Origin of the sequence: Brachybacterium sp. GU-2, from assembly GCF_030866705.2 — a bacterium.
In the GTDB taxonomy this organism is placed as follows: domain Bacteria; phylum Actinomycetota; class Actinomycetes; order Actinomycetales; family Dermabacteraceae; genus Brachybacterium; species Brachybacterium conglomeratum.
Genome location: NZ_CP133037.2, coordinates 2780550 through 2796961, shown reverse-complemented (window position 1 = coordinate 2796961; position 16412 = coordinate 2780550). Strand labels below are relative to the sequence as shown.

Here is a 16412-nt window from a genome sequence, read left to right as displayed (position 1 = left end):
GCAGGCCGTGATGCCATGATCCCCTCCCGTGACAGGCTCGCGCTGCCGCGACGCCGATGGCTGCTCGGCGCTGCGGCCCTGCCGGCGGCGCTGCTGCTTCCCGGCTGCGGGAGCAGCCCCGAGGTGGGCAGCTGCCTCGGACCGGACGAGGAGGTGCCCGAGCCGGAGCCGCCCCGTTGGCCGCGGGGCGCCCGAGCCCGGATCGTGCCACCGTCGGAGGAGCACTACTTCGAGATCCAGACCCCGGTCGTCTCCCCCGACGGCACGCTCATCGCGGCCTGCGAGGCCCCGGACCGGTCCCAGCTCGACCTCGCCGACACCCACGGCGTGCTGCTGTGGGACACGCGCACCGGGGAGATCGTGCGTCGGCTGAAGCCCCGCGCCATCGGGCCGCTGGCTTGGCACCCGAACGGTTCGCGCCTCGCGGTCGGCGACGCACTCCACGTCGCGGAGGTGGATGTCGAGGGCTCGCTGCTGCGGAACCTCGTGGGCAATGAGGAGCCTCGTGGGACTGCCGCGCGGATCCTCGACGTCGCCTACAGCCCGGATGGGTCGCTGCTGGCGGCCTCGGCGAGCGACGGCGCGGTCCGGCTGTACTCGACCTCCGCGGACAGCTGCATCGGCACCCGGGTCTTCTCCCCTGGGCCCCGCCGGCAGAGGAACGTGGCGTTCTCGCCCGACGGCACGCGCCTCGCCGTCGGCGGCGTCGAGCTGACGGACGTCGACGAGGGCGGGAAGCCGACCGGGCTGTGGGATCCGCGCAGCGGCCGGCGTGAGGAGGTCCTCGACGGGGTCGACGGGGTGGTGCTCGGGCTCGGGTACAGCGGGGACGGCTCCCTGGTCCAGGTGCTCGACGATCCGTCCTCGCTCGCCGTGCACGCGCCGGACGGATCGACCAGCACGGGCCCGCCGGTGGACGCGGCACGGTTCAGGGACCTGGCCGTCGGCACGGGAACCCGGGTCGCGGTGCTCAGTGCGTCGGGCACCCTCCAGCTGTGGGATCGAGGCAGCGACGAGCAGGAGACGCTCGAGAGGTCGCTCCTGGGGAGAGTCTGCTGGTCCCCGGACGAGGCGACGCTGTACACGCTGAGCGAGTCGGAGGGGATCTCCGCCTGGGACGGAACGGAGTGGCGGCAGTTCGAGCTGCCGTGAGACCCGGCGGGCCGAGGCGCCGCGCCGTCGAGGCCGGGCACGGGGAGCGCTCCCCATCGACGTCGCCGCGCTTCGCTCCTAGCATCGAGGCACGATGACCAGCCCGGTCACGCGCTCGGACGACGTCGCACACGAACCGGTGCTCATGGAGACGAAGAGGGGCCGACGATGACGGACTGCTCGCGCCGACGCCTGCTGCTGGGCGCGACCGCGCTCCCCGGCGCCCTGGCGCTCGCAGGATGCTCGGGCGGTCTCCCGCCCCTGCCCGGGTCGCGGAGCCCCGGAATCTGCCTGGACCCCTCCGAGGAGATCCCCGAGGAGGCGTACGAGACGGTGCCGGAGGGCGTCATCGTGGATCCCGTTCCGCTCGACGAGTCCCTCCTGTTCATGTCCTCGACCCTCACGATCTCCCCCGACGGGTCGACGCTCGCGGCCTGCGAGATGCGCGGCCGGAAAGACGTTGAGAACGCTGAGACCAGGGGAATCGTCCTGTGGGATGCGGGGACCGGGGCAGTGATCCATCGGTTCCACCCTCCGATGCTGGGCAGGCTCGCCTGGCACCCGGATGGGGACCGCCTGGCGATCGGCGACGGCCGCCTGATCTCGATCGTCGATCTCGAGGGGACGGTCGAACGCACGCTGTTCGGGCACGAGCTGCCGCGCGGCGACACCGCGGCGATCCTCGATCTCGCGTTCAGCCCGGACGGCACGCAGCTGGCGTCCTCGGGGTCGGACAGGACCGTGCGTCTGTGGGACATGGACCCGGAGTCCTGCGGCAGCGGGCACGTCCTGCGGACCGGACCGCGGCACAACCGGGATCTCAGCTACTCGCCTGACGGCTCCTCCCTCGCCGTCGGCGCCACCTCGACCTCCAGCGAAGGCGATGAGGACAATCCTCCGACGCTCTGGGACCCGACGACGGGCCGGCGGACGGAGGTCCTCGAGGACGTGCCGGGGATCGTCTTCGCGCTCGACCATGCGGCGGACGGCGCCCTGGTCGTGGTCGCCGACGAGCCGCGAGCGCTGATGACGGTCGGGACGGACGGCTCCGTGGTCGAGGGCCCCGTGACCACCTCGACCTGGTTCGCGGATCTCGCGGTGGGGCCAGGGCACCGCGTCGCACTGCATGCCGACGAGGAGCTGCTGCTGTGGGACCGGGAGAGCGGGGAGGAGTCCCGGCACGAGATCGAGTCCGAGTCCGCGGTGGACAGCATGGTCTGGTCCGCTGCGGAGGACGTGCTGTTCAGCCTGAGCTCGAGAGAAGGGATCCTCGCCTTCGACGGCACGCGCTGGAGATCCTTCGACCTGCCCTGATCCTCCGCCGGCCGTCCTCAACGCGGGCCGTGCGGCGGCGGATCGACGTAGTCCGGCTCGCTCGACGCCGGAGGATCCTGCCTCTCGTCCCCTGCCGCGCTGAGCCGTGTCGAGCGGGTGCGTCGGGTGGTGCCGAGCCGGGTCGTCCACTCCACCACGTGCCCGTCGACCGCCGGGTCCCCGACCCGTTCCACGCTCGCCAGCTGCTGCTCCTTGTCGTTGCAGAAGGCGCAGGCTCCCTGTCCGTTGTCCAGGCAGGTCGGTCCGCCGGCGCCGTGGGGCCGGATGTGGTCGATGTGGCGGATCGGGGCGCTGCAGTGCGGGCCGCGGCAGGTCCGGTCGCGCAGGCGGATGAATCGGGCGAGCGCGGGCGGGAAGGCCCGCGCCCGGGATTCGACGGCGACCAGCTCCTCGGTCCTCGGGTGCTCGTACAGCTTTCGCAGCACGGCGCGCAGTGCCGGACCGTCGGGGCCGAGCGGGCCCTCGTCCGTGCCCGCGATCGCGTCGAGCGGGTCCCGCAGGCTCTCCCGCACCGCCTCGGCGGGAACCGTGCCGTAGCCCTCGATCTGGGCGAGGTCGCCCGTGCCGGGATCGAGCAGCACGTGGTCGGTGATGATCACGCCGATGTCCAGCGTCACCGGCTCCATGCTCTCGCCGCGCCCGATCAGGGTGTCCACGAAGGTGTCGGCCTGGATGGCCTGGTGCCCGCGGCGATCACCGGCGGCGCGCAGGCGCTCGGCCTCGAGGGAGAGACGCTTGCGGATCAGTGCGGCGTCCAGCGCGGTGACGTGCGCCGTCACCGTGGCCATGCCGTGCTCGCCGCGGCGCACCGTCACGTGCCGCTCGCGCTTCGCGTGCTGATGGCGGCGGGCCTCGCCGTCCGGGTCTGCGAGGGAGATCGCGGCGGCGCGGGCGTCAGACCATTCCTCGGAGCCGGCGCCGTCGAGATAGGGCAGGCGCTCCCCGAGCAGCCGGTCCGCCTCGCGCCGCTGGGCGGGGGTGAGCGGGGCGAAGGAGCGGGCGGTGCGATAGGCGTCCTCGGTCGTGACCTGGGAGTCCGCGAGGGCGGAGAGCATCACCGGCATGTCCGCGACGAGCCGTCGCCGGGCGGCGAGCGAGTGGGAGGCGGACGCCGGGGAGCGGCGGGTGAGCATCGAGACCTCACGGGCCGCCTCACGGGACGCCGCGCGAAGCAGCTGTGCGGGCGGCGGCTCCTCCCCGATTCCTGCGCGGCGTGCGCACGCGCCTCGGCCTGCCTGCGCAGGGTGAGGGAATCGGCGAGCGCGACGACGGCGCGGATCTCGAGCGCGTCGATCGCGCTGCGCAGGGCGTGCAGGCTGCCGATCACGTCACGGAACGCCTCGGCCGACGGATCCGCGGCGGTGAACAGCTCCTGCGGGAACCCGGTGAGGGCGCTCAGCACATGGGCGCGGTCTCCGAGCTCCTCGGCGAGCGCTCCGGGACCTCCCGCGCGCACGGCGTCGACCAGCTGCTGGTGGGGATCACCAGCAGCCGCGTCGAGGTCCTGCACTGCGAGAGTCATGGCCCTATTCTTCCGACTCCCACCGACATTTTAAAGACCCCAAGAAGAATGTGGATAGCCCTGACCCGGGGAGGAACAGTCATGCGCGCAGTCGCCCACCGAGTCACACATGTGCGCAGGCAGAGGGTACGCTCGGCACACTGCGACGTCACCTCTAAAACTCCACACCCCGTTCCCCAGAATGACGCAATACTCGCCCCGGAAATGTGGATATCCACCATCTGCGGAGGAACGGTCGCGAACTCTTCGCGCCGAATGCGACGGCAGATGACAGCGCGCTCGACACCGCCCGTCGCGTCCCGCAGGCTGGTCCTGTCACACCCCGTCGGCACCCGCCGCACCACCGCTTCGTAGCTCAGCCCGGTAGAGCAGCTCCCTCATGAGGAGTGGGTCGCAGGTTCGAATCCTGCCGGAGCGTCTCCTCCGTCGCTCGGGCCCCGGCCGCCGGTCACCCCGCCGCCGGTCGCCCCCTCCCCGTACCCTCGAGCGGACCGCCCGCCGTCGATCCGAGGACCCCATGCGCCGCCGCACCACCACCCGCAAACCCGGGTCCCGTCGAGCTGTGGGATCTCACCGCTGCGCAGCGGTCCCGCACGGTGGACCGCACGGAGTTCCCACCCCGTGCAGTGACGTATACGCCCGACGGCACCCTGCTGATCGGTACCGGGGTCCCGCTCGAGCACACCTCTTCCGACCCCGCGCATGCGATGCTCTATGCGCTGTCCCCCGAGGGAGAGCTGCAGGAGGCGCCGCCCCTCCCTGGTGACGACGCCGGGCACCTCGCCGTCTCCCCCGACGGCCGCCGCATCGCGGTGACCTCCTGGACAGGCGGGCAGGTGACGCTCTGGGACCGCTCCGCGGACCAGCTCGAGGAGCTCTCCCGCCCGGAGGGCTCGCCGGGGGCGATCGAGTTCTCCCCCGACGGCTCCACGCTGTTCTCGGCATCTCCGACCCTGGGCGTGATCGCCTGGGACGGGACCGACTGGACGCCCTGCGCCCTGCCCTGACCCTCACACCGGCCGAGACCCGCGCAGACCGCACACGAGGAGCACAGACATGACCCTCTGGGATCTCATGGAGACCTATCTCCTGGAACCGATACCGGCGCATCTCGACGCGCTGCGCACCGCCGTGACGGCGTCCCCGACGTACGCCCCGATGATCTCGCTGCACGCCCTGACCGCCGCGGCGGAGGGCCCGAGCGGCACCGCCGAGGAGGTCGCCGCTCGTCTCGAGAGGGACATCACCTCGCACATGCCCGGTCTGCTCCTCAGCCCCCGGGCGCACTCACTGCTCGGTCGCTCCCACCGCACGCTCGGTCGCGAGGCCGACGCCGTCCGCGAGGAGAAGATCGCAGCTCTCTCCTTCGCAGGCATCCGCGGCGAGGGCGACGGCGGCGAGGCGGCGCCTTTCGAGGTGCTCCGCGTCGAGGACGAGTACGACGTCTTCTCCTGCTCCCGGCTCCGGCCGACGGGGCAGGTGCTGCGCGAGACCGACCACGGCGCCTTCGACGTCCACACGCTCGAGGACGGTACGGAGGTGTGGTTCCGCCTGCTGTGGAGGGACGCCGGGACGGGCTGAGCCGCTCGGCCGCGGCCCCCGATCAGCCGCGCGGCGAGCGCTGCGGTCCGGCGATCCGCCCCTCCAGCATCGCCCGGACCCCCGGCCACTCCGGCGCGACGATCGAGTACACCACCGTGTGGCGCACCGAGCCGTCGGGCAGGATGCGGTGCGATCGCAGGATCCCGTCCTGCTGCGCGCCGAGGGCCTCGACGGCGCGGCGCGAGGCGAGGTTCAGGTGGTGCACGCGGAACTCGACGCGCAGCATCTCGAGCTCGTCGAAGGCGTGGCCGAGCAGGAGTCGCTTCATCGCCGTGTTCACCCCGGTGCGGTGCACGGAGCCGGCGAGATAGGTGTTGCCGATCTCGAGGCCGCGGTCGGCGAGGGCGAGGTTCATGAAGGTGGTCAGCCCCACCACCTGCGCGTCCGCCTCACGCACGACGGCCCAGGCGAGACGGGTGCCCGCCTCGACGTCGACCAGAAGACCGCGGACGGAGCCCTCGACCGCCTCCGGCGCGGGCACGTGCGGGGCGAAGGGCAGGCGGTGGATCCCCCCGTCGGCGACCGCGCCCTGCAGGCCCGGGACATGCGCCTCGGAGAGGGGCTCGAGGCGGATCCCGTGCCCACGGAGCGTCACCGGCTCCAGGCGCGGCAGCGGCGCGGTGGGGACGGCGCGGGTGCGCTCCTCGCGCGCGCCGGCCGCCCCCTCAGTCATGGCTGCGTCCGTGCTTCTCGATCGCCATCTCGTAGTAGCGCAGCAGGTCGTCGGAGGCGTTCTCCCAGGAGAACTTCTCCGCCTCGGCGCGGGCGGCCTTCCGGATCCTCCCGCGCAGCTCCGCATCGCCCAGCCGGGTGAGCGCCTCATCCAGGCTCGCCTGGTCGCCGGCGTCGTAGAGCAGGCCGTCCACCCCGTCGGTGACCTGCTCCATCGTCGGCCCCGAGCGGGCGGCGACCACGGGCAGCCCGGAGGCCATGCCCTCGAGGATCACCAGTCCCAGGGTCTCGGTGACCGAGGGGAAGACGAAGGCGTCGGAGCTCGCGAAGGCGCTCGCGAGCTCCTCCCCCTCCATGAAGCCGGGGAACGTGGTCTGCGTGCCGGCGAAGAGCTCCTCGAGCTCGCCCCGGTAGGGGCCGTCGCCCACGATCGCGAGGGCCACGTCGTCGCGGCGCTCCATCATGGGGCGCAGCGTGTGGATCTCCTTCTCCGCGGCGAGCCGGCCCACGAACACAAGGAGCTTCTTCTCCGGGTGCCCGCCGGTGAGCCGCGAGCGCATCTCCTCGTCCGCGAAGCGGGGATGGAAGGTCTCGGTGTCCACGCCGCGCCGCACCACGTGGAGGTCCTCGATCCCGTGCTGGGCGAGCTCCTGCTTCATGGTCTCGGAGGTGGCGATGTTGATGTCGGCCATCGCGTGGTTGCGCTTGATCTGCCACCACACCGCGGGCTTGCCCCAGGTCCAGGCCCGGTAGAGGTCCAGATAGCGGGGGATGTGGGTGTGGTAGCTGGCGACCAGCGGGATCCGTTGCCGGCGTGCGGCGAAGGCTCCCGAGGACGCGAGCAGCAGGGGCTGCGCGGCGTGGACGACCTCCGGGTGGAAGCCGCGGATGATGCCGTCGACGTTGGGGCTGGGGAGGGTGAAGCGCCGATGCTTGTAGAACGGCAGCGTCACCGGGCGGATGCCCACCACCCGTGCCCCGTGGTGCTCGGTGACCCCGAGGTCGGGGGCGATCACCATGACCTCGTGGCCGAGGTCGGTGAACCGTTCGACGGCGTGGCGCAGGCGGGTCACCACGCCGTCGACGGAGGGCAGGAAGGTCTCCGTGACGATCGCGATCTTCACGGAAGCGGGCTCACTTCCAGGTGACGGTGGGCATGACCAGCTCGCGCTTGACCCGATCGGTGTTGTTCATCGCGACCTTCAGCACCTCGGTGAGGTGCTCGTCGGTGAGCAGGTGCGGCTGCAGCCCGAGGTCGAGGAGGTTGGTGTTGACCGCGTTGTAGTAGTGGTCGTACTTCTCCACGCGCGGGTTCTCCGTGGGGGCGATCTTCACGTCCAGGCCCAGGTCGCCGCCGACCTTCTGCACCTTCTCGGCGAGCTCCTTGACGGAGAACTGCTCGGTGAACTGGTTGTACACGCGGAACTCGCCACGGTCGGCGGGGTTCTCGCAGGCGATCTCGATGCAGCGCACGGTGTCCTGGATGTCCAGGTAGCCGCGGGTCTGGGAGCCGTTGCCGTAGACGGTGAGGTCGTGGCCGATCGCGGCCTGGATGATGAAGCGGTTCAGGGCCGTGCCGAACACCGCGTCGTAGTCGAAGCGGTTCACCAGGCGCGGGTCCAGGCGGGTCTCGTCGGTCTCGAGGCCGTAGACGACGCCCTGGTTGAGGTCGGTGGCGCGGATGCCCCAGATGCGGCAGGCGAACATGATGTTGTCGCTGTCGTGCACCTTGGTGAGGTGGTAGAAGGAGCCGGGGGCCTTCGGGAACGGCAGGCGGTCCTTGCGGCCCTTGTGCTCGATCTCGATCCAGCCCTCCTCGATGTCGATGTTCGGCTGGCCGTACTCGCCCATGGTGCCGAGCTTGACGAGGTGGCAGTCGGGGGCGAAGTCCTTGATCGCCCACAGCACGTTCAGGGTGCCCTCGACGTTGTTGCGGTGGTTCTCGATCGCGTGCTCGCGGTCGATCATCGAGTACGGGGCGGAGCGGTGCTCGGCGAAGTGCACGAACGCCTCGGGCTCGAGGTCCTGGAAGACGGAGGCGACCGCGTCGTAGTCGGTGAGGTCCGCGATGCGCACCTCGATGTCCTTGCCGGAGACCTCCTTCCACGCCGCGACCCGCTCCTCGAGCGGCAGGATGGGGGTGACGGAGTTCGAGCCGAGCTCCACGTCGATCTCGCGTCGCACCAGGTTGTCCACGATCGTCACGTCGTGGCCCTTCTGCGAGAGGTACAGGGCGGTGGGCCAGCCGCAGAACCCATCTCCACCGGCGACGACGATCTTCATGGGGCAAGTCCTCCAATAGTCCAGGTCCCCGGATCCCGTGGGGCACGGGCGCCGGGTGGTGCAATACCGTGTGCAGTCTTAACGTAGTGCAGGTCAGGCGACGCTCAAAGATGTGGGACGGCCGCCCGAACAGCAGAGGAACGGACCATGAACACCGTGCATGACGAGGGTCCGACGGGCCGTCCTCCGAGCCGTCTCGCCACTGTATCCCCCGAGCCCGGGACCGGGCTGGGCGCTCCGACGCCGCGCCCCCTGCCCGACACCTCCCGGCGCGTGCTGGTGATGGGGATCGTCAACCGCACCCAGGACTCCTTCTTCGACGAGGGGCGCACCTGGCGGCTCGAGCAGGCGGTGGCCGCGGGGATCCGCGCCGCGGAGGAGGGCGCCGACATCGTCGACGTGGGCGGGGTGAAGTTCGCGCCCGGCGACCCGCTGGACCCTGCGGAGGAGGCCGCCCGGGTGGTCCCCGTGATCGAACGGCTGCGCCGCGAGCTGCCGGGCGAGGTGCTGCTCTCGGTGGACACCTTCCACGCCTCGGTCGCCCGCGCCGCGCTCGAGGTCGGGGCGGATCTGATCAACGACACCACGGGCCTGTCCGATCCGCGGATGGCCGAGGAGGTCGCCCGCGCCGGCGCCTCGCTCGTGCTCACGCACTCGGTCGCGGAGCCGCGCCGTCCCTTCCCCCGCCCCCGCTACGAGGACGTGGTCGAGGAGGTGCGGGACTTCCTCGCCGCGCGCCTGGAGCGGGCGCTCGAGGCGGGCATCGCGCGGGAGCGGATCGTGCTGGACCCCGGCCCGGACCTCAACAAGAACACGCAGCAGACCCTCGAGGTGCTGCGGGACTGGGGCGAGTACGCCGCGCTCGGCCTGCCGCTGCTCGCGGCGCTCTCGCGGAAGGACTTCGTGGGCGAGTCGCTGGGCCTGCCGAAGGAGGAGCGGCTCGCCGCCTCCCTCGCCGCGGCAGCGTGGACGATCCGCCTGGGCGCCCGGATCCTGCGGGTCCACGACGTGCGCGAGACGGTGCGGATGGTCCGGATGCTCGAGGTGCTCGCCGGCTGGCGCGAGCCGGCGGGACCGCTGGTCCACAACGTCTGAGGGGCCGGGGCCCGGGGCGCTCAGCCGCGGGCGATGCGCAGCGTCTTGATCTCGAAGGGACGGAAGGAGAGCTCGACCGTGCCGTCCTCTCCCCGCGCGAGCGCGGAGCGGAACGCCGGGGCGTCCTCCCCGAAGGGCCGCTCGAGCAGGTCCGTGGCCGTCACCTCGCCGCCCGCGAGGACCGGGTCGAGGGCGAGGATCGCCGCGGCACGGGCGCCGGAGGACTCGTACAGCCGCAGCACCAGGTCCCCGGAGCGGTCCTCGGCGAGCTTCACGGTCTCGACGACCACGCTCGAGGCGCCCTCCCCGTCGGCCGGGGCGACCGTGACCGGCGGCGCGGCGAGCAGGGTGGCCGCCGCCGCGGGCGCGGTGCGCTCGGGCAGGTTCAGCCGGTAGCCCTCCTCGATCGCCTCGGCGATCCCCGCGCCCGGTCGCACGGCGACGCGCAGGGTGTACCGGCCGTGGTCGGCGGCGGGGTCGGGGTACTCCGGGGAGCGCACCAGGGTCAGGCGGGTCGTGGTGGTGGTGCCGCCGTCGTCCTCGCGCACGGTGCGCAGCACGTCGTGGCCGTAGGTGGAGTCGTTCGCGATCGCCACCCCGTGCTCGCCCTCGGCCGCGTGGACCCAGCGGTGCGCGCAGGTCTCGAAGCGGGCGAAGTCCCAGGAGGTGTTCACCGGGACCGGCCGGTCCACGTGCCCGAACTGGATCTCGCTGGAGAGGTGGGAGGCGCGCAGGTCCAGAGGGAAGGCGAGCTTGAGCGCCTTCTTGCGCTCGCGCCAGTCGAGGTCCACCTCGATCCCGAGGGAGGTGTCGTCCGGGCGCAGCACGAAGGTCTTCACGATCGTGGAGCCCGCGCCGGTGACGCCGGAGGTCTCCTCGCCGTCGGCGAGCGCGGTCGTGTAGGTGAAGGAGACGCGGACCCCGCCGTTCTCCTCCTCGACCTCGGCGGCGGTCGGGGCATCGAGGTCGCGGACCACGCGGCGGTAGAACTCGTCGATGTCCCAGGCGTCCCAGGCGTTGGGGGTGTCGCGGTGCAGCTGCAGCAGCGCGCCGCGGGCGCCGGGGGCGATGGTCTCGCGTTCGTCGGTCCGGCCGACGAGGGAGACCAGCGCGCCGGAGGCGTCGAGCACCGCGCGCACCGCCTGGTTCTCGAGTCGGACCTCGTCGCCCGCACGGGTCACGACCACGGCCTCCTGGACCGGCTCGGGGCGGCCCGCGCCGTAGGCGGGCACGCCGCGGCGCGGCACCGGGGCGGTGTTCAGCAGCACCGTGTCGTGCCCGTCGGCCGCGCCCGCCGCCTCGCCCTCGCCCTGCCCGCCGGCCGCGGCGAGCGCGGCGAGGGAGCTGCCGATGATCCGCTCGGCCCGTTCGGCGAGCGCGGCGTGCTGGGCCTCGGCCTCGCGGTGCACCCAGGCGATCGAGGAGCCGGGGAGGATGTCGTGGAACTGGTTCAGCAGCGTGTCCTCCCACAGCGCGGCGAGCTCGTCGTGGGGGTAGGGGTGCTCGGCGCGGAGCGCGGCGAGGGTCGCGAGCAGCTCGGCCTCGTGCAGGAGGTGCTCGCTGCGGCGGTTGCCCTGCTTGGTGCCGAGCTGCGCGGAGTAGGTGCCGCGGTGCAGCTCGAGGTAGAGCTCTCCGTTCCACACGGGCGCGTCGGGGTACTCGGCGCGGGCACGTTCGAAGAAGTCCTCGGCGGTGCCGAACTCGACCTTCGGGGAGCCCTCGAGGTCGGCGGCGCGGCGACCGGCGGCCATCATCTCGCGGGTGGGTCCGCCGCCGCCGTCGCCCCAGCCGAACAGGTCGATGCCGAGCGAGGAGCGGCCCTTCTCCTTGAAGTTCCGCTCGAAGTAGGCGAGCTCGGATCCGGTGAGGGAGCCGTTGTAGGTGTCGGCGGGCGGGAAGTGGGTGAACACGCTGGTGCCGTCCAGGCCCTCCCAGCGGAAGGTGTGGTGGGGGAAGGTGTTGATCTGGTTCCAGGAGACCTTCTGGGTCAGGAAGAACTCCTGGCCGGCGAGCGCGGCGATCTGCGGCAGCGCGGCGGAGTAGCCGAAGGAGTCCGGCAGCCAGGTCTCGCGCGTCTCGACCCCGAGCTCCTCGAGGAAGAACCGCTTGCCGGCGACGAACTGCCGCGCCATCGCCTCGGAGCCGGGCATGTTGGTGTCGGACTCGACCCACATCCCGCCCACGGGCACGAAGCGGCCGCCGGCGACGTGCTCGCGGATCCGCGCGAACAGCTCCGGGTAGCGGTCCCGGATCCAGCGGTACTGCTGGGCGGAGGAGGCGGAGAAGGTGACGTCGGGGTCGTCCTCGATCAGGGTGCAGGCGTTGGAGAAGGTGCGGGCGACCTTGCGCACCGTCTCCCGCACGGGCCACAGCCAGGCCGAGTCGATGTGGGCGTGGCCGGTGGCGAGCACGGTCAGGGCGGAGGAGCCGGCCGTCGCGGCCAGCGCCGGGGCGAGCGCCTCGCGGGCGGTCCGGGCGGTGCCGGGCATGTCGTCGGGGTCGGCGACGTCGCAGGCGGTCTCGAGCGCGCGGAGGATCTCGTGGCGGCGCGGGCTGGTCCCGGGCAGCTCGTACATGAGACCGGTGAGGGCCCGGACGTCCTCGTGCAGCTCCCAGATCCGCACGTCGCGGCGGGCGAGGTGGAGCTCCTCGATCGTGTAGAGCTCCTCCTCGGGCACGGTCGCCAGGTCGCCGAGCGGGGTCGGCGCGAAGGTCCAGTTCCCTGCGACCATCGGGTTCGCGGCGCACTCGAGGTAGTAGTCGAGCTCCTCGCCGGGCCGGACGGGGAGGTGCCGGTTGCAGGGGTTGATCGCCTTGACGGGCACGCCGTCCGGCGTGAACACGAGCGCCTCGGCCTGGAAGCCGGGCTGGCCGGTGAAGGCGAGGTCGACGATCAGCTCGGGGGCGGAGTGCTCATCGGCGGCCCAGTCGGCGGGGACGGTGCCGGTCACATGCAGCCAAGTGGTGGACCAGGCACGCCCCAGCGGCGCCCCGACCTCGACGGGGCCGTACTCCCGGGCGATCGCCTCGCGCGGCGGGATCGGCTCGCCCTCGAGCCGGTGCGCGGTGATCGTGACCTCGGCCCGCTCCTGGTAGATCCGCGGGACCAGGTGGTCCTGCGTGAACCGGCGGATGCGGGCCTCGGTCAGCTCCCGGTCGTCGAACATGTGGCGGCTCCTTCGGCGCGTGGGGCGGGTCGCGGGGTCTCGTCGGCCCTCCGGCGTCCCGGGGTCTTCCCGGACGCTATCGCGTCAGCGGTGCGCGGCGAGCACGGCGTCGCCGAGGCGCGGCATGATCTCGCGGTGCGCGTCGCAGAAGTCGTGGGAGGTGCCGACGACGAGGGCGAGATCCGCCTCCGGGTCGATCCAGAAGGCGGTGCCGCGCATGCCGAAGTGGCCGTAGGTCCGCTCGCTGCCGGTGGTCGCGGTCCAGTGCGGGGACTTGGTGCCGCGCACCTCGATGCCGAGCCCGAAGGGGTTGGGATCCTGCTTGCCGAAGCCCGGCATGATGCCCACCAGCTCCGGGAAGTGGACGCCGACGAGCTGGGCGTGCACCTCCTGTTCCAGGAGCGTGGGGTGCTGCAGCTCCGCGGCGAGCAGGGCGAGGTCGACGAGGGCGCCGGAGGCGCCGACCGAGGCGGAGCCCTCCCACTCCAGGCCCGTCATCCCCAGCGGGTCCGCGATCCGTTCCTGGACCCAGTCGCCGAAGTCGCGGCCGACGGCGCGCTCGACGTGGCGGGCGGCCTCGTCGATGCCGTAGTTCGAGTAGTGGCGGCGCAGGCCCGGCGCCTGGAGGGTCGCGTCGGACTCGTAGAAGCAGCCGGAGGCGTGGGCGAGGAGGTGGCGGAGCGTGGCACCGGGCGGGCCGGCCTCGTCGTCGAGGGACACGCGCCCCTCCTGGAGGGCGAGCGCGGCGCCGAGGCCGGTGAGGGTCTTGGTGACCGAGCGCCAGGGGCGGATCCGCTCGACGTCGCCGCGTCGCTCCCGCTCCCCCTCGGGGCCGAGCACGATCGCGGCGGCCTCGAAGCCGAACTCGTCCAGCAGCCCGAGGGCGCTCATCGGCCGGTCCCGCCCCCGGCGAAGCGCTCGAGGATCGCATCGGTGATCCCGGGCCAGATCCGCACGTGGTCGGGGCCGAAGTGCCGCTCGCCGAGGAAGGCGGCGGCGAGGCCCGCCTCGGGGTCGACCCAGAGGAAGGAGCCGGACTGGCCGAAGTGGCCGAAGGTCCGCGGGGAGGAGTGCGCGCCGGTCCAGTGCGGGTCCTTGTGCCCGCGGATCTCCATGCCGAGGCCCCAGTCGTTCGGCGTCTGGCGTCCGTAGCCGGGGAGGATCCCGGCGAGCCCCGGGAACTGCACCGTGCGCATCTCCTCGTGGAGGGCGTCGGAGATCAGGGTGGGCGCGAGCAGCTCGCGGCCGACGACCAGCAGGTCGGCCACGGTGCCGCGGTAGCCGGCGGCCGGGGAGCCGTCCACCTCGAGGTCGACGAGGTCGAGCCCCTGGACGACGGTCTGCTCCATCCACTCGGGAAAGTCGTATCCGGTGGACTCCTCGACGTGGGCGGCGAGCACCTCGAAACCCGTGTTGGAGTAGATGCGGCGGGCGCCGACCGCGCCGACCGTCTCCTCCCCCTCGAAGGGGTAGCCGGCGGTGTGCGCGATCAGGTGGCGCACGGTCGCGCCCTCGGGCCCGGCGGGCTCGTCGAGGTCGACCAGGCCCCGCTCGACGGCGACGAGCACGCCGAGGGCGGCCAGGGGCTTGGAGACGCTCGCGAGGTCGAAGACCCGCCCGGTCTCGCCCTGCTCGTGGAGGGTGGCGCCCGGCGCGGTGACGCCGAGGGCGTGGGCGGCGTCGAGGTCGACGGGGATCGGGGGCGCGGTCTCGGGCTGCACGCGCTCCACTATGGCACGGGAGCCGGAGTCGTGACAGAATCGTGACATGTCCGAATAGTCCGTCTGCCTGCGACGTTGCAGGATCTTGCCCACGAGTTCCACGACCAGGACTTTTTTCCTCTTGTTGACCCTTCCTTGACCTGTGCAGGATGTGGCGCGACGGGCCCGACCCCGGGCACCGCACCACCGCCCGCTCCACCGAGCACGGGCAGAACACGTCATGGGGGAAGACCGATGGACCTCACCATCACACCTAGACCGCACCGCACGAGAGAGCCGGAGGACGGCGCGGAGGGGCTGCTGCCCCTCGCCCCGAGCCGACGGACCCTGCTGCTGGGGGTGGGGGCCCTCGGCACCGGGCTCGCGCTCGGCACCGGCGCCGCCGAGGCCGCCCGCCCGAAGCTCCGCAAGGGCAGCCGCGGCAGCTCGGTGACGACGCTGCAGAAGCGGCTGAACACGCTGAAGTACTGGTGCGGATCGCCCGACGGCAGCTTCGGCCATCTCACCCAGCAGGCCGTGTTCGCGCTGCAGAAGGCGGCCGGGCTCGGCCGGGACGGGGTGGTCGGCCCGAAGACCTGGTCCGCGCTGGACGCGGGGAAGATCCCGTCCCGCCGGATCAAGAGCGGGCGCGGCTTCGAGGTCGACCTGGACCGCCAGCTCCTCATCGCGACCGCCCACGGCCGGCTCTACTACATCCTGAACACCTCCACCGGGTCCGGGGAGCGCTACTACTCCGGCGGCCGCTGGAAGACCGCGACCACCCTGAAGGGCGACTTCGAGATGTACAGCCTGTACAGCCGCGGCTGGCAGAGCGGCCCGCTGGGGAACCTGTACCGCCCCGGCTACTACGACCGCGGGTGGGCGATCCACGGCTCGAACTCGATCCCCTCCTACCCCGCCTCGCACGGTTGCAGCCGCATCTCCGTGGCCGCGGCGGACATGCTGTGGAGCCGGAACTGGTTCCGGAAGGGACGGCGCGTGCTCATCCACTGACCCGCCGCCTTCACCTCTCCTGCACGAATCCCTCGCCGGCCCCGCGCCCCGTGCGCGGCGCCGGGGGCCAGGCCACGCGCTACGATCGGAGGGCGTGCAGCCCCGTCGACGGGTCGCTGCCCGCACCTGGCAGCCCAGCGAGAGCGAAGGACCACCGTGGGGATCTTGGATCGGATCGAGCGCAGCCTCGACCGCGGCGTGACGAGCGTGTTCTCGCCCGGTCGCGGGCAGCTGAAGCCCCTCGACCTGGCGCAGGGCCTCAGGCGCGAGTGCGACGACCAGATCCAGGTGCTCGACCGCACCCGGACCCTGGCCCCGAACGTGTACACCGTCTACCTGCACCCGGAGGACTTCGAGCGCTTCTCCTCCTGGCAGGACACCCTCCTCGACGAGCTCCAGCGCGTGCTCATGGAGCATGCGGACAAGCAGCGCTACATGTTCGTCGGCGCCGTCTCCGTCGCCCTCGAGCAGGACGAGGAGGTCCGTCAGGGCCGCTTCGAGACCGAGTCCCGCACCGAGCGCGGCAGCGTCGCCCCGGCGACCGGCGCCGCCCAGGACAGCCCCGGCGGGAGCCCCATCGTCGAGATCGACGGGCAGCAGTACCTGCTCACCGGCCCCGTCACGGTGATCGGCCGCGGCGGCGACGCGGACATCATCCTCGAGGACACGGGCGTCTCCCGGCACCACCTCGAGCTGCGCGCCGAGCCGGACTCGTCCCTGGTCGCCACCGACCTCGGCTCGACCAACGGCACCTTCGTCGACGGCGAGCGCATCCGCACGCCCGTCCCGCTGCACGACCGCTCCCTGATCAAGATCGGGCGGACGCGACTGACCGTCCTGCTGCCGGGCTCGACCCCGGCGGCCTGGTGA

Annotated in this window: 15 protein-coding genes and 1 tRNA gene; 8 read left to right on the top strand and 8 right to left on the bottom strand. The window is 72.3% G+C overall.

The window, feature by feature from the left end; genetic code table 11:
- Window positions 1–15 precede the first annotated feature (15 nt).
- Together RBL05_RS12675 and RBL05_RS12670 are read left to right on the top strand one after the other, a co-directional pair.
- Window positions 16–1152 carry a WD40 repeat domain-containing protein gene (locus RBL05_RS12675; RefSeq protein WP_308739158.1) on the top strand — a complete coding sequence of 379 codons (1137 nt, stop codon included), beginning with the start codon at window positions 16–18 and terminating at the stop codon, window positions 1150–1152.
- Window positions 1153–1320: 168 nt separating this feature from the next.
- Window positions 1321–2466, top strand: a complete 1146-nt coding sequence (locus RBL05_RS12670) for a WD40 repeat domain-containing protein (protein ID WP_308739159.1) — start codon at window positions 1321–1323, stop codon at window positions 2464–2466.
- A gap of 17 nt (window positions 2467–2483) precedes the next feature.
- Here the strand turns inward: RBL05_RS12670 and RBL05_RS12665 are convergent, their stop codons facing one another.
- Window positions 2484–3620 (bottom strand): HNH endonuclease signature motif containing protein, encoded by a 1137-nt coding sequence (locus RBL05_RS12665; RefSeq protein WP_318603674.1) that lies wholly within the window; start codon window positions 3618–3620, stop codon window positions 2484–2486.
- Window positions 3542–4009, bottom strand: coding sequence for a hypothetical protein (locus RBL05_RS12660; protein WP_318603673.1), 468 nt, complete (start codon window positions 4007–4009; stop codon window positions 3542–3544). Before RBL05_RS12660 ends, RBL05_RS12665 begins: the two co-directional genes overlap by 79 nt.
- A gap of 344 nt (window positions 4010–4353) precedes the next feature.
- Between RBL05_RS12660 and RBL05_RS12655 the strand changes: the two genes are divergently transcribed.
- The 3 genes from RBL05_RS12655 (at window position 4354) to RBL05_RS12645 (ending at window position 5590) form a co-directional block, all read left to right on the top strand.
- A tRNA-Met gene (locus tag RBL05_RS12655) sits at window positions 4354–4427 on the top strand.
- Between the two features lie 208 nt (window positions 4428–4635).
- Window positions 4636–5016 carry a WD40 repeat domain-containing protein gene (locus RBL05_RS12650; RefSeq protein WP_308739161.1) on the top strand — a complete coding sequence of 127 codons (381 nt, stop codon included), beginning with the start codon at window positions 4636–4638 and terminating at the stop codon, window positions 5014–5016.
- Window positions 5017–5065: 49 nt separating this feature from the next.
- Window positions 5066–5590: a hypothetical protein gene (locus RBL05_RS12645; protein ID WP_308739162.1), complete on the top strand. Its 525-nt coding sequence runs from the start codon at window positions 5066–5068 to the stop codon at window positions 5588–5590.
- A 22-nt stretch (window positions 5591–5612) separates the two neighbouring features.
- Here the strand turns inward: RBL05_RS12645 and RBL05_RS12640 are convergent, their stop codons facing one another.
- From RBL05_RS12640 to RBL05_RS12630, 3 genes are read right to left on the bottom strand one after another with little or no spacing between them, the layout of a single operon-like run.
- Window positions 5613–6284 (bottom strand): GNAT family N-acetyltransferase, encoded by a 672-nt coding sequence (locus tag RBL05_RS12640; protein ID WP_308739163.1) that lies wholly within the window; start codon window positions 6282–6284, stop codon window positions 5613–5615.
- A complete protein-coding gene (locus RBL05_RS12635; RefSeq protein WP_308739164.1) occupies window positions 6277–7407 on the bottom strand; it encodes a glycosyltransferase family 4 protein in 1131 nt (376 codons plus the stop codon). The genes RBL05_RS12640 and RBL05_RS12635 overlap by 8 nt, the downstream gene beginning before the upstream one ends.
- 10 nt (window positions 7408–7417) lie before the next feature.
- Window positions 7418–8566, bottom strand: coding sequence for an NAD-dependent epimerase/dehydratase family protein (locus RBL05_RS12630; protein ID WP_259881393.1), 1149 nt, complete (start codon window positions 8564–8566; stop codon window positions 7418–7420).
- Window positions 8567–8713: 147 nt separating this feature from the next.
- On the opposite strand from RBL05_RS12630, the gene folP reads away from it, so the two are divergent.
- Window positions 8714–9661 (top strand): dihydropteroate synthase, encoded by a 948-nt coding sequence (gene folP, locus RBL05_RS12625; protein ID WP_412523764.1) that lies wholly within the window; start codon window positions 8714–8716, stop codon window positions 9659–9661.
- A 20-nt stretch (window positions 9662–9681) separates the two neighbouring features.
- Here folP and RBL05_RS12620 read toward each other — a convergent pair whose 3' ends face one another.
- The 3 genes from RBL05_RS12620 to RBL05_RS12610 form a co-directional block, all read right to left on the bottom strand.
- On the bottom strand, window positions 9682–12828 hold the full coding sequence (locus RBL05_RS12620; RefSeq protein WP_318603672.1) for an alpha-mannosidase: 3147 nt from the start codon (window positions 12826–12828) through the stop codon (window positions 9682–9684).
- 84 nt (window positions 12829–12912) lie between these two features.
- A complete protein-coding gene (locus RBL05_RS12615; protein WP_308739167.1) occupies window positions 12913–13719 on the bottom strand; it encodes a serine hydrolase domain-containing protein in 807 nt (268 codons plus the stop codon).
- A complete protein-coding gene (locus tag RBL05_RS12610) occupies window positions 13716–14597 on the bottom strand; it encodes a serine hydrolase domain-containing protein (RefSeq protein ID WP_308739168.1) in 882 nt (293 codons plus the stop codon). The genes RBL05_RS12615 and RBL05_RS12610 overlap by 4 nt, the downstream gene beginning before the upstream one ends.
- A 186-nt stretch (window positions 14598–14783) precedes the next feature.
- On the opposite strand from RBL05_RS12610, the gene RBL05_RS12605 reads away from it, so the two are divergent.
- Both RBL05_RS12605 and RBL05_RS12600 read left to right on the top strand, forming a co-directional pair.
- A complete protein-coding gene (locus tag RBL05_RS12605) occupies window positions 14784–15542 on the top strand; it encodes a L,D-transpeptidase family protein (protein ID WP_308739169.1) in 759 nt (252 codons plus the stop codon).
- A gap of 156 nt (window positions 15543–15698) precedes the next feature.
- A complete protein-coding gene (locus RBL05_RS12600; RefSeq protein WP_308739170.1) occupies window positions 15699–16412 on the top strand; it encodes an FhaA domain-containing protein in 714 nt (237 codons plus the stop codon).

Excerpts from the sequence above, each read along its gene's own strand:
- folP (WP_412523764.1), top strand. The coding sequence starts at position 8,714 with ATGAACACCGTGCATGACGAGGGTCCGACGGGCCGTCCTCCGAGCCGT.
- RBL05_RS12675 (WP_308739158.1), top strand. The coding sequence starts at position 16 with ATGATCCCCTCCCGTGACAGGCTCGCGCTGCCGCGACGCCGATGGCTG.
- RBL05_RS12645 (WP_308739162.1), top strand. The coding sequence starts at position 5,066 with ATGACCCTCTGGGATCTCATGGAGACCTATCTCCTGGAACCGATACCG.
- RBL05_RS12640 (WP_308739163.1), bottom strand. The coding sequence starts at position 6,284 with ATGACTGAGGGGGCGGCCGGCGCGCGCGAGGAGCGCACCCGCGCCGTC.
- RBL05_RS12660 (WP_318603673.1), bottom strand. The coding sequence starts at position 4,009 with ATGACTCTCGCAGTGCAGGACCTCGACGCGGCTGCTGGTGATCCCCAC.
- RBL05_RS12610 (WP_308739168.1), bottom strand. The coding sequence starts at position 14,597 with ATGTCACGATTCTGTCACGACTCCGGCTCCCGTGCCATAGTGGAGCGC.
- RBL05_RS12605 (WP_308739169.1), top strand. The coding sequence starts at position 14,784 with ATGGACCTCACCATCACACCTAGACCGCACCGCACGAGAGAGCCGGAG.
- RBL05_RS12665 (WP_318603674.1), bottom strand. The coding sequence starts at position 3,620 with ATGCTCACCCGCCGCTCCCCGGCGTCCGCCTCCCACTCGCTCGCCGCC.
- RBL05_RS12630 (WP_259881393.1), bottom strand. The coding sequence starts at position 8,566 with ATGAAGATCGTCGTCGCCGGTGGAGATGGGTTCTGCGGCTGGCCCACC.
- RBL05_RS12615 (WP_308739167.1), bottom strand. The coding sequence starts at position 13,719 with ATGAGCGCCCTCGGGCTGCTGGACGAGTTCGGCTTCGAGGCCGCCGCG.
- RBL05_RS12670 (WP_308739159.1), top strand. The coding sequence starts at position 1,321 with ATGACGGACTGCTCGCGCCGACGCCTGCTGCTGGGCGCGACCGCGCTC.
- RBL05_RS12620 (WP_318603672.1), bottom strand. The coding sequence starts at position 12,828 with ATGTTCGACGACCGGGAGCTGACCGAGGCCCGCATCCGCCGGTTCACG.